Origin of the sequence: Amycolatopsis sp. lyj-346 (assembly GCF_046548975.1) — a bacterium.
In the GTDB taxonomy this organism is placed as follows: Bacteria; Actinomycetota; Actinomycetes; order Mycobacteriales; family Pseudonocardiaceae; genus Amycolatopsis.
Window position 1 is genome coordinate 347397 of sequence record NZ_JAJPWT010000011.1, and the last position, 12421, is coordinate 359817.

Below are 12421 nucleotides of genomic sequence, written 5' to 3' on the forward strand. Positions count from 1 at the left end.
GCGTTCCTATGGATTGATCGGGACGAAGTCTTGGACCGCCCACCCCGCCCGCTGCTGTCCTGGAGCCATGACCACGACCAGCGCGCCGACCCGCACCGACCGCAAGCTGCTCGCCCTCGCCGCCGCGGCGGACCGGGGCCTCGTCGACCCGATGGCCGGGTTCGTCGACCTGGCCGCCGTCCGGGAGGCCGTCGAAGACCTGACGAAGGCGTTCGCGCCCCTCGGGCCGGTCCAGCACACGGTCGCGGCCAAGGCGTGCGGCCTCGCGCCCCTGCTGCGCTTCCTCGGTGGCCTCGGGATCGACGCCGAGGTGGCGAGCCCCGGCGAGACGGCGGTCGCGGAGGCCGCGGGCCTGCGCGGGCCGCGGCTGGTGCTCGACTCCCCCGCCAAGACGACCGCCGAACTCGCGCACGCGCTGGCCGAGGGCACGGCGGTCAACGCCGACAACTTCCAGGAGCTCGCGCGGCTCGACCGGCTGGTCGGCGCCGCACCGCCGCGGTCGGTGCTGGGCCTGCGGATCAACCCGCAGGTCGGGGCGGGCCGGATCGGTGACACCAGCACCGCCACGGCAGCGTCGAAGTTCGGCATCCCGTTGCGGGACAACGGAAACCGCGCGCTGCTTCGCGACGCCTTCGCGCAGCGGCCGTGGCTGACGCGGCTGCACGTCCACGTCGGCTCGCAGGGCTGCCCGCCGGAACTGATGGCCGACGGCGTCGCCGCGGTGCACGAACTCGCCGAAGAGATCAACGCCGAAGCGGGGTACCGGCAGGTGACCAGCCTGGACCTGGGCGGCGGGCTGCCGGTGGACTTCACCTCCGACGACCCCGGCCCGTCCTACGCCGGCTACGTCGCGACGCTGCTGGCCCGCGTCCCGGCGCTGGCCGACGGGCGCTACGCGTTCGTCACCGAGTTCGGCCGGTCCCTGCTGGCGAAGAGCGGCTTCCTCGTCAGCGCGGTGGAATACACGAAGGTCGCCGGGGGACGGCACATCGCCGTGACGCACGCAGGCGGCCAGGTGGCGGCGCGCACGGTGCTCCAGCCGGAGCACTGGCCACTGCGGCTCGGCGCGTTCGACGCGGCCGGCACGCCGAAGACCGGGCCCGACGTGCCGCAGGACATCGCCGGTCCCCTGTGTTTCGCCGGCGACCTCCTGGCCCGGCGGCGGCCGCTGCCGCTGCTCGAGCCGGGCGACCTCGTCGTCGCCCACGACACCGGCGCCTACTACTTCGGCGCGCACTACGCGTACAACACGCTGCCCCGCCCGGCGGTGCACGGGTTCACCGTGTCCTCCCGCGGTGAGGTGGAGTTCACGCCGCTGCGCCGCGAGCAGACCCTGGCCGAGCTGGTCGCCGACGCCGGCGGCGAATTCCTCGGAGCGCTCCCGGCGGCTAGCTCCAGGCGATCTTGAACACCCAGGTGTAGCGGCCCGCCTGCCGGGCCGCGGCCGGGACGTCGATCACCAGCGAGCCGTTCTCCGCCGTCCAGTGCAGGGTTCCGCGATACCCGAGCAGCGTCACCCGGTCACCGCTGCGGATCGGCACCGGCGCGTCGACGACCAGCCGGCTGCCCGGCGCCGTCAGCGCGTGCACGTAGAACGCCTCGTTCTGCTTGACCGTGAACCGCAGGTCGCCGAGCTGGGCCATCCGCGACCAGTACGTGGTCCCGTAGACGGCTTCGCCGTTGACCTTCAGCCAGGCGCCCGCGTCCCGCAGGTGCTTCTGCATGACGTCCGGGATCGTGCCGTCGAGGTCCGGGCCGATGTCGAGCAGGAAGTTGCCGTTCTTCGAGACGATGTCGACGAGCGTCCGGACGACCTCCTCCGCCGTCATGTACCGGTCGTCGGGGGTCGCGCGGTTGTAGCCGTAGGAGAACGGGTCGAGACCGCGGCTCGCCTCCCACTTCGCCACCACGGTGTTCGGGTACGTCGTGTATTCCGGGGTCGTGAAGTCGTGGTCCGGGATGCCGCCGCGGTCGTTGTAGGTGACGTCCTTGGGCCGCCTGCGGTTCTTCGCGCGGTTGAAGTACTCGGTGAGCACGGCACGGCTGTCGTTGACGCCGCCGATGTCGAACCACAGGACGTCCGGGTCGAACTCCGAGATCAGCTCGAGGACCTGCGGCGCCTGGTAGTCGCGGACGAAGTCCTTCCCCGCGGTGTAGCCGGTGTAGGGCAGCGGCGCGCCGGTGTAGGGGTTGCGCGGCGCGTGGCCCATCCACGGGTTGTCCGGGTTGAACCATTCCGGCAGCGAGAAGTACAGGCCGTTGCGGAGCTGGGGCGTGTACCTGCGCGAAGCGGTGAACAGCTCCGCGATGACGTTCCGCTTCGGCCCGAGCTTGACCGAGTTGCGGTCGCTGACCTTCGTGTCCCACAACGCGAACCCGTCGTGGTGCTTGGACGTCAGGACGTAGTACTCCGCACCCGCGTCCGCGATCAGGTTCAGCCAGGTGCGCGGGTCGAACCTCGCCGCGGTGAAGAGCGGGATGAAGTCGTCGTAGGCGACGTTCTCGCCGTATTTCTGCCGGTGGTACGCGTAGGTCGCACCGTTGGGGTCCTGCTGGTTCTGCCAGTACCACTCCGCGTACTGCTGCCCCACCGGTGCCCAGGCGGGCACGGCGTACACGCCCCAGTGGATGAAGATGCCGAACTTGGCGTCGTTGAACCAGTAGGGCGCGCGATGCGCCGAGAGCGACGCGTCGTCCGGCCGGAAGTCCGGGACGCCGAGGGTGATCGGCACCTGCTGCGTGGCCAGGGTGCCCCGGCCGGCGGTGACGCGGATCTGGCCGTTCGTGGTCGTGCCGGGCGGCACGGACGGGTTCGGGGCGAGCCCGAGCCGGACCGTCGTCTGCTCCCCCGGCGCCAGCGCGCGGATCGTCGCCGGCACGGTCGTCCGCCCGCCGGGGACGTCGACGGTGACGCTCACCCGGTCGCGCGCGCCGAGCCACACGGTCCCGGCGTTGACGATGGTCGCTTCGGCGGCCTGCGGACCGCCGTCGGTCAGCAGGTTCACCGTGGACCGGCCGTTCAGGACCAGCGCCGAGCGGCCTGCGGCAACCGGCTGCAGGGTGAGGGCGAAGACGTGCAGGCTGGAGACGTTCGGCGCCGGGTTCGCCGTCGTGGGCAGGGTGAGCGCGACGGCTTCGCGCGCCGGGTCGATCCAGACCTGGCCGGTGGCCAGCGAAACCGGGTTGTTGTCGACGACCCCGCCGGGCGCGTAGCGGAACGGCGAGACGAGCGCGCCGCTGCCGGTGTACCAGTCGGGGCCGGAGAGGGAGCCGGTGCTCGTGCTGCCGTCGGCGTAGTGCACGGTGGCCGGGCCGCCTGCCGCGCCGTAGCTGGCGGCGACCAGGAAGTAGGCGACGAAGTAGCGGCCCTTCGGCAGGTCGAGCCGCTGCCCGGTGGCGGCGATGTTGTTCTTCGCGCCGGCGGCCGCGGACCCGAGCCGGAACGGGACGCCGCCGGCGGTGACGGTCTGCCCGGACGGCAGGTGCTCGGCCGGGAAGGTGTAGCCGGACCCGTCGAAGTCGCCACCGGCGGCCGACGCGCTGTCGATGCCGTCGTTGGTAAACCACGTGTCGAGCGTGACCGGGACGGGCGGCGGGGGCGGGACGATGGGCGTGTCCGGGCGGTCGGGGGCGGCGTCCACGGGCACGGCCGCGCCGGCGGGGGTGCGGCCGGCCGCGCTGAGCGCGACGGCACCTCCCAGGGCGATGCCGAGGGCTTGGCGGCGGGGGAAGGTCGGCACTGAGCCTCCAGGGATCGGATGACTACGGCGGGATTGCGGCAGAGTTTGCCCTAAACAAGCGAATCTGCCACTGGTAGAACTGATTCATCCGATGAATGACCCTGCTCGCTGGTTCCCGCCGTGTCAAGGGGCCAACCGGACCGATCGAACTGAACCGGCCCCGTGTTCGCCGCGTATCACTGGGTAACGAGCTGCAGCCCTCGCCGCCAGAACCCAGCCGCACCGAAAGGCCAGACCGATGTCCATCGACCCGAATGCGCTGAGCCGCCGCGCGATCGCCATGCTCAAGGCGATCGCCGAGGGGCGCGCCGAACTCCGCTGCAGCTGCGAACCCGACCTCCGCGTGGACGGGCTGCCGTGCTGCGACCAGAGCACCGCCCACGACCTGGCCCGCGCCGGGCTGGTCCGGGCCACCCGGCTCGTCGCCCCCGGCCAGTGGGCGCCCGCCGAACTGACCGACGCCGGGTACCGCGCCCTCGGCACGTTCCCGGCAGCCGCTTGAGCCCGCCGCCGCTCGAGCCTCGCCCGCGGAGAAACCCGCGGGACGGCTGAACCGGCCCGGGCCGGCGGCCGTGCTTGGGGTGAGGGCGTCTCGCACACGCCCTCCGGGGTCACCACGACGCAACGATCCGGGCCAGCCTCCGCCCGGTCGGGACCGGGTACCCCGGCGAGCGGCCGTCGCGGCAACGGCCACCTCGCGCGGGCCCGTCCGGCATCCCCAGAATCCCGGACGGGCCCGCCCCCTTCTTTCGGTGACACTCCCCCGGTAACGCTGTCCGGGATCTTGTCCGGTGCCCTCACCTGATCAGCGGTCGCCGCTTCGCGGACCGCGCGCGACGGTGGGAACATGCGACGTTTCGTGGCCGTGAGCGCGGCCGTCCTGGCGGGATTCGGCCTCCTCACGACCTCGGGCAGCGCCAACTCGGAAAGCGCTCTCTCGGAAAACGCTGTCCCGGTGCTCGCCCAGCAGGCGGCCGGCGGCTGGGTCGGCACCTGGGCCGCGGCGCCCGCGGCCGCCGTGCCGAACACCCCGGACGGCTACCCGGGTTACTCGATCCGCAACGTCGTGCACACCAGCGCCGGCGGCGGCCGCGCCCGCGTCCACCTCTCGAACGCCTTCGGCGCCGCTCCCCTGACCTTCGGACACGTCACCGTCGCGGTGCAGGGCACCGGGCCGGACGCCGTGCCGGGCACCCTGCGCTCCCTGACCTTCGGCGGCGCCGCGAGCGTCGTCGTGCCCGCCGGTGCCGAGGCCTTGAGCGATCCGGTGAACCTGCGGGTGCCCGCCGACACCAACCTGCTCGTGACGACGTACGTGCCGGCGAAGTCCGGGCCGGTGACCTACCATCCGGCCGCGGCGCAGACGTCGTACTTCACGCGCAACGGCGACTTCGCCGCCAGCGAGTCCGGCACCCCGTACACCGAGCAGACGTCCGTGTGGCACTACGTCTCCGGCGTCGACGTCCAGGGCGGTGCCCCCGGCCCGAACGCGACAGCTTCGATCGTCACGCTCGGCGACTCGATCACCGACGGCGTGGGGTCGGCCACCGGGGCCAACCACCGCTGGCCCGACTACCTCGCCGACCGGCTGCACGGCCGCTACGGCGTGCTCAACGCCGGTATCAGCGCCAACCGGCTGCTGCTCGACGTGCCCGGCTCGGGCGCCGGCCAGAACGCGCTCGCCCGCTTCGACCGCGACGTGCTGAGCGTCGGCGGCGTGCGGACGATCATCGTGCTGGAGGGCATCAACGACATCCAGCAGACACCGCACCAGACCGACCCGAACGCGATCACGTCGGCGTACCGCCAGCTGGTGGCGCAGGCGCACGCGCGCGGCATCCGGGTCCTCGGCGGCACGCTCACGCCGTTCAAGGGCTGGCGCGTCTACGACGACACCCTCGAAGCGACCCGCCAGGCGGTGAACGCGTTCATCCGCACCAGCGGGGTCTTCGACGGCGTCGTCGACTTCGACGCGGCGGTCCGGGACCCGGCCGACCCGCTCCGGATGCTCCCGGCCTACGACTCCGGCGACCACCTCCACCCCGCCGACGCGGGTTACGAGCGGATGGCCGCCGCCGTCCCGCTCGACCGGCTGTGACCCCGGGGGATGAACAGCACCGCGACCAGGCTCAGCACCGCCACGGCCACCAGGTAGAGCGACACCGAAAGCGAGGTGCCCGTGGCGGTCTGCAGCGCCGTCGCGATCAACGGCGCGAAGCCACCGCCCAGCACCGCGCCCACGGCGTAGGAGAACGAAGCGCCGCTGTAGCGGTAGCGCGGCTCGAACAGCTCCGCGAACAACGCCGACTGCGGCCCGTAGGTGGCACCGAGGCCGACGTTCAGCACCACCACCGCGACGATCAGCCACACCGTGGCCCGCGTGTCCACGAGCAGGAAGAACGGGATCGGCCAGACGACCAGGAGCACCGAACCGGCCAGGTACACCGGTTTTCGGCCCACGCGATCGGACCACGCCGCCGCGACGAGGATGCTCACCAGCCAGGTCACGCTGCCGACGATCACGACCACCAGCAGCGTGGTGCGGTTGATCTTGAGCACCGAAGTGCCGTAGGACAGCAGGTACGCCAGGAAGATGTACCCGATCGCGGTGTTGGCGATGAAGCTGCCCGACGCGACCAGCAGCGCCCGCGGCCGCTCGCGCAGCACTTCGATCATCGGACGGCTGCTGCGCTCTTCCGCCTCGCGCAGCCGCGAGAACACCGGGCTTTCCTCGATCCGCAGCCGGATCACCAGGCCGACGCCGACGAGCACGATGCTCGCCAGGAACGGGACCCGCCAGCCCCACGACGCGAACTGGGCCTCGGTCAGCGAGCGGCCGAGGACGAAGAACATCAGCTGCGCCAGGATCAATCCGGCCGGAACGCCGATCTGCGAGAACGCGCCGTACCGGCCGCGGCGGTCCTCGGGTGCGTGCTCGACCGCCATCAGCGCGGCACCGCCCCACTCGCCGCCCGCGCTCAACCCCTGCAGCAGCCGCAGGACCAGCAGCAGGATGGGCGCCCAGACACCGATCGCGGAGTACGTCGGCAGCAGCCCGACGCCGACGGTGGCGAAGCCCATCAGCAACAGGGACAGCACCAGCATCGCCTTGCGGCCGACGCGGTCGCCGAAGTGGCCCCAGAGGATCCCGCCGACCGGGCGGGCCAGGAACCCGACCCCGAGTGTCGCGAAAGCGGCGAGGGTCCCGGAAGCGGGTGACAGCGTCGTGAAGAACAGCTTGCCGAACACCAGCGCCGTCGCCGTGCTGAAGATGAAGTAGTCGTACCACTCGATGGTGGTCCCCACCGCGCTCGCCACGGCGACCCGCCGCAAGGGCCGGGCCGCGACCGCGCGGCCGCTCACGAGCCGGTCAGTGCGGCAGCCGGAACCAGGTCGTCCACGAGCAGGTCCATCAGCAGCCCGTCGTGCCAGCTGCCGTCCGGACCGCGCTCGTAGGACCGCATCGTGCCGACCGGGCGGAAGCCGAGCGACCGGTACAGCCGGATCGCCGCCTCGTTGCCCGCCGCCGGGTCGATCACCAGCCGGTGGTGCCCCCGCTCGGTGAACAGGTGCTCGGCCAGCGCGCGGATGGCGTCCGCACCGAGGCCGCGGCCCTGGTGGTCCGGGTGCACCGCGATGTCGATCCCGGCGTGGCGGTACTGCGGATCGGCCTCTTCGAAGGCCAGTTCGATGCCGATAACGGCGTCGTCGTACTCGATGGCGTAGGTCGTGGTGCCTTCGTCGGGGTCCAGCAGATAGGACACCTGGGCGGCCACCGGCTCCTCGGCGTCAGCCCACCAGCGGGCGACTTCGGGGTGCGACAGGATCTCCTCGAACCGGGCGGCGTCCGGGGCGGCAGCAGGCCGCAGCCGGACACGGCTTCCGGTGATCAGGCCGGTCATCGGCCCAGTGTCACCCGCTCGGGCGTCCGCTGTCGAGACCCCGAACGGGCCGGTCAGGCGTAGACGATCAGACGTAGACGATCAGGCGTACACCGTGACGACGTCCTGCCCGGCGCCCGCCACCTCGCGCAGAGCGGCGAGCACCGCGTCGATCACCTCGGCGTCGTCCTCGTCCAGGTCGCCCGGCCGGTCGTCCCCGGCTTTCGCGAGGGCCTCGGCGAGCTCATCGGCCAGCACGAACCCGACCATCGGGTAGTCGTTCCAGACGATCCCTTCGAGGGTACGCGAGAGCAGGTGGTCGGCCACGTCGGCGCCCAGCAGCCCGGCGAGGACGCCGTCGAACAGCTCCTCGCGGAACCAGTCGCCGCCGGCGGAGGAGTGCCCGGTCCGGCCCGCTTCCTCGCCCGTTTCCAGGGCCGTGCGCACGACGGCGTCCGCCACCTCGGGCGTGGGTTCGCCCCCGCCGGCGTCCCGGAAGGCCGCCACCACCGGGTCGGCGGCGACCCGCGCCCGGAACTCGTCCGCCGACACCGCGCGGAAGACCAGCGCGTAGCTCATGCCTACTCCTCCCCGTACCCCGGCGTCACCTTGACGACCGCCTTGCCGTCCGGGCCGACCGTCGTGTTGACCGGCACGTACTTGACCGGCGGATCACCCTTGTGGAGCGCGTTCCAGATCGACTCCCCGACCTCGCCGCGGCCGTCGTAGGTCGCGTTCTCCGGCTTGCTGTTCTTCATGTTCGCGGCGACGTCCTTGAGGTACTCCGTGCTGCCCTGGTCCATCCGGTGTTCGTTGGGCCGGTTCGCGGGCGGCACCGGGTCACCGGTGTTCGGGTCGAACTTCTGGACCCGGCCGTGCATCGGGCCGCCGGTGAGCGTCGAGCCGTTGCCCTTCGCCTCCACCACGTGCAGCGTCTTGCCGTCCCAGTAGGCGACGTCGGCGACGTTGTTGCCGTTGAACGCGACCGCGTTCGGCCACGGCTCGCCCGCCTTGGTGCCGTACTGGCCCGCCGGCAGCGGGTTCGCCTTCGTCGGCGTGATCATGTCCAGGTCGTCCTTGCCGGTGACCTTCTTCAGGTAGTCGTGGGCACCGGCCTCGCCGACGTCCTCCGACCGCTTGGTCTTCGTCTTGCCGGCGCCGCCGTCGTCCTTGAACCGGCGTTCCTCGCCCTTCGGGAAGTTGTGGTACTTGTCGACCGCCGGGTGCTTGAGGTCGTCGTTGACGATGTCGCCGGGCTTGTAGTCCTTGCCGGTGTTGGGCTTCTTGTTCGAGCCGGAGCCGGACGCGTTCGTCGAGTCGTCCTCGGAGCGCTTGCGCTTGGGAGCCCGGTCGTCGTTGACCTTCCCGCACGGGGACACCGTCGGCGCGAGCCCCAGCGGATCGGCCGCGACGAGCGGGTTCGCCACGTACGCGACCGGGTTCGGCGCCGGTTCGAGGCCCAGCGGGTCCGGGCTGAGGTACCGCCCGGTCGCCGGGTCGTAGTAGCGGTAGACGTTGTAGTGCAGCCCGGTCTCGGCGTCGCGGTACTGGCCGGGGAACCGCAGCGGCGTGCCGCCCGGTTCTTGAGGTGCCGCGGCGTTGCCCCAGAGGTCCGCCTGGCCGCGCCACAGCAGCGCCCCGGCCGCGTCGACCAGCTCGATCGGCGTGCCCACCTGGTCGGTGACGACGGTGGCCAGCCGCCCGGCGGCCAGCTGCGCCAAGGGCTTCCCGTCGTCCGGGTGGTACTCCCAGGTGGTGACCCGGGTGCCGGCCTGTTCCTCGACGAGGGTGGTGCCGTCCCAGGCGAACAGCACCTGTTCCGCCACCACCGGGGCGCCGCCCGGGCCACCCGCGACGAGCCGCTGCTTCGCGGTCCGCCGTCCGAGCGGGTCGTAGCGGTAGCGCCAGTGGCTGCCGTCCGGCGTGACGACGCCGGTGAGCCGGCCGAGGGCGTTCCACGTGTAGCGCCAGACCGCCCCCGAGGCGTCCCGGCGCGACACGAGCCTGCCGTGGGCGTCGTACTCGTAGGCCGGGTTCTCCGACGCGGTGAGCCGGGTGCCCGTGTAGAACCGGCGTTCCCGGGCCGTGCCGGTGATGTTGCCCGCGCCGTCGTAGCGGTACTGCTCGGCACGGTTCGGGCCGGTGACCGCGGTGACCCGGCCGGCGGCGTCGAGCTGGTAGCGCACCGGGCCGGTCACGTCGTCGTCGATCCCGGCGAGCTCGCCGTCGGGCCGGTAGTCGTAGCCGCGGAAGTGCACCCGGCGCCCGGCGACCGTGACGGTCTGGCCGGTGAGGCGCTCCCCCGCGTAGGCCTGGTCGAGGACGACGTCACCGAAGACGCGCCGGGTTTCCGCGCCGCCGTCGTGCGCGAAGCGGATCGACTGGCCGGCGGTCTCCAGCACGACCGGGACGCCGTCGGGGTCGAAGCGCCACACACTGTCCACTCCGGACGGTGTGCGGCGGTGCACGAGGTGGTTTTCGTCGTCGTAGCCGAACGAAACGGTCCGGCCGTCCACGGTGTGGGCGAGGACGCGGCCCTGGTCGTCGCGCTCGATGTCCACCCGGGACCCGGCGTTCGCCGCGCCGGCGAGCCGGCCGACCGGGTCGTGGGCGAACGTCGTGAGCTCATCGGCCGTGCGGCGGGAGACGACGTTGCCGAGCACGTCGTAGGCGTAGTCGACGACCAAGCCGCCGGACTCGGAGCGCACGAGCCGTCCGGCGGCGTCGTGGGTGTACCGGGTGACCCGGCCGTCGAAGTCGGACTCGGCGGCGAGCCGCCCGGCCGGGTCGTAGCTGTAGTGCCAGGTCAGCCCGGCCGGGTTGGTCACCGCGACCAGGCGCAGTTCGGTGTCGTAGGTGTAGGCCGTGCGCGCGCCGGTGGGGTCGGTCACCGCGGTCAGCAGGTCGAACGGGCCGTACTCGCGGGCTTCGGCCTGGCCGAGCAGACCGGTGTGGCCGAGTTCGTTGCCCTGCCGGTCGTAGCGCCACACCTCCTGCGCACCGGAGGGAGCCGTCCGCGCCAGCAGCTTGCCCTCGACGCTCCAGCGCAGCGCGGACCGCCCGCCCGCGGGGTCGACGACGGCCTTCGGGCGGCCGAACAGGTCGGTGCCGTCCCCGCGCTCGCGCACGCGGTCGGCGGTGGCCGCTGCGGTGCCGCGTTCGTCCCCGGCGGCCGACGGCTCGTCCGAGCCGTCGGCGATGCCGGGGAGCGTGCGGTACGGGTCGGGCGCGCGGCCGGCCGGGTAGTGGCGCCGCCAGACGCGGCCGCCGGCTTCGACGGCGATGTCGAGAGCGCCGTCGAGGTGCCGGGTGACGGCGACGCGGCTGCCGTCGGGCCGCACGACCGCCCGCAGTTCGCCGGCTTCGCCGTGCTCGAACAGCGTCGTGTGGCCGAGCGGATCGGTCCTGCTCAACAGGCGGTCGTAGCGGTCCCGGGTGTAGGCGGTGACCGCGCCGAGCGGGTCGATCTCGCGCACGAGCTGGCCGAGCTCGTTGAAGTGGTGTTCGCTGGTGTGGCCGAGCGAGTCGGTGAACTTCGTGACGCGCTGGGCAGTGTCGTAGGCGAACCGGCCGTCGAGGAAGCCGCCGTCCCCGACGGTGACCACGCAGCGTCCGCTGCCGTCGTAGACGTAGCGGTACCAGACGCCGTTGCGGTCGTGCCAGCCGGTGATCCGGCCGGCGTCGTCGTATTCGAACCGGACCGGGGTCTCCGACGAGTCGACCACCGCGACCAGCCGCCCGCGCGGGTCGTAGTCGTAGCGGACGGCGCGGACGCGGTAGCCGGTGTCGCCGTCGACGACGTCCACCGCCACCACGCGGCCGCCGGCGGTGGTGAGCACCACCTCGTAGCCTGCCGAGTGCGTCAGGCGCGACGGCTCGCCGGAAGGTGTGTAGGCACAGGAAATGACGGCGCCACCGGCGTCCTCGGCCTGCTGCAGCGGCTGCAGCGTGGCACCGCGGCCGGGCAGCGGCGCGAAGGTGAGGGTGCGCCGGGCCAGGGGGTCGTGCAGCGTGTAGCCGGTCGCCGTGCGGGTCAGCGGGCGCCGCGGGCCTTCCAGCGGCAGCACCGGGACGCCGGGTCCGGCGTGCGGGTAGACCAGGATCAGGCCGTCGGCGGAGAAGTAGCAGACGTGCTCGTCGTCGAGCTCAAGCCGTTGGTCCACTGTGGACGTCCACGTGGGACCGAACCACTGCCCGGCGCGGTAGGACGAGACGTGCGTCCGGTCGAGCACAACCGGGAACGGGTCCGGCAGCTCGAGGTCGCGCTGCTCCAGCACGACGTCGCCGTTCGCGACGTCGACCGGGTCGGACTTGCAGACGCGGTCGTCCGGGCCGACACCGCGGTCGCGCGGGTTGTCCGGCTTGTTCGACGAGCCGGAGCCTTTGCCGCCATCGCCCTTGCCCGCGCCCGAAGGCGTGGTCGAGCCGCCGGGTGTCGGGTCCGGGCTCTTCGGGGGGTCGTCGGGGCCCTTCGACGTCGGCGGCGGGTCGGTCTTGGGCGGCGGGTCGCCCTTGGCACCGGAGGGCGAGGTGCCGTCGCCCTTCGCGCCCGAGGGTGTCGTGCTTCCGTCTGGCGAACCGTCGCCCTTGGGGTTGCCGTTGATGTCGGTGTGCTTCGGCGGCGGTGCGGCCTTGCCCGGCTTGATGTTCCGCAACGCCTTCGCCGCATCCGCGAACAGATCACCCGCCCGCTTCAACAACGGCACCAACGCCTGCAGAGCCTTGACGAGCCGCTTCACCAAATCAGCGATCTTCGACGCCGTCTTCGCCACCGCCGCGATCACCTGCGGCACCACCCAC

The 12421-nt window shown here is 72.4% G+C and carries 8 protein-coding genes; 3 read left to right on the forward strand and 5 right to left on the reverse strand.

From position 1 onward, the window contains the following. Window positions 1-67: 67 nt before the first annotated feature. Window positions 68-1408 (forward strand): diaminopimelate decarboxylase, encoded by a 1341-nt coding sequence (locus ACLJQE_RS29960; protein ID WP_410642818.1) that lies wholly within the window; start codon window positions 68-70, stop codon window positions 1406-1408. On the opposite strand, the gene ACLJQE_RS29965 is transcribed toward ACLJQE_RS29960, so the two are convergent. Continuing rightward, window positions 1389-3740: an alpha-L-fucosidase gene (locus ACLJQE_RS29965; protein WP_410642819.1), complete on the reverse strand. Its 2352-nt coding sequence runs from the start codon at window positions 3738-3740 to the stop codon at window positions 1389-1391. The two genes, ACLJQE_RS29960 and ACLJQE_RS29965, sit on opposite strands and share 20 nt — an antisense overlap. A gap of 238 nt (window positions 3741-3978) precedes the next feature. Here ACLJQE_RS29965 and ACLJQE_RS29970 point away from each other — a divergent pair, with 238 nt between their 5' ends. Next, complete coding sequence (locus ACLJQE_RS29970; RefSeq protein WP_410642820.1) at window positions 3979-4242, forward strand: hypothetical protein; 264 nt, start codon at window positions 3979-3981, stop codon at window positions 4240-4242. Between the two features lie 345 nt (window positions 4243-4587). Then, window positions 4588-5838 carry an SGNH/GDSL hydrolase family protein gene (locus ACLJQE_RS29975; RefSeq protein WP_410642822.1) on the forward strand — a complete coding sequence of 417 codons (1251 nt, stop codon included), beginning with the start codon at window positions 4588-4590 and terminating at the stop codon, window positions 5836-5838. Here ACLJQE_RS29975 and ACLJQE_RS29980 read toward each other — a convergent pair. From ACLJQE_RS29980 to ACLJQE_RS29995, 4 genes are all read right to left on the reverse strand, one after another. Continuing rightward, the gene (locus ACLJQE_RS29980; RefSeq protein WP_410642823.1) at window positions 5796-7103 is read right to left on the reverse strand and encodes an MFS transporter; all 1308 of its coding nucleotides are present in this window, start codon (window positions 7101-7103) and stop codon (window positions 5796-5798) included. The genes ACLJQE_RS29975 and ACLJQE_RS29980 overlap by 43 nt on opposite strands. Next, complete coding sequence (locus ACLJQE_RS29985; RefSeq protein WP_410642824.1) at window positions 7100-7642, reverse strand: GNAT family N-acetyltransferase; 543 nt, start codon at window positions 7640-7642, stop codon at window positions 7100-7102. Before ACLJQE_RS29985 ends, ACLJQE_RS29980 begins: the two co-directional genes overlap by 4 nt. Window positions 7643-7723: 81 nt before the next feature. Continuing rightward, window positions 7724-8200, reverse strand: a complete 477-nt coding sequence (locus tag ACLJQE_RS29990) for a hypothetical protein (RefSeq protein WP_410642825.1) — start codon at window positions 8198-8200, stop codon at window positions 7724-7726. Between the two features lie 2 nt (window positions 8201-8202). Beyond that, window positions 8203-12405, reverse strand: a complete 4203-nt coding sequence (locus tag ACLJQE_RS29995) for an RHS repeat-associated core domain-containing protein (RefSeq protein ID WP_410642826.1) — start codon at window positions 12403-12405, stop codon at window positions 8203-8205. Window positions 12406-12421 lie beyond the last annotated feature (16 nt).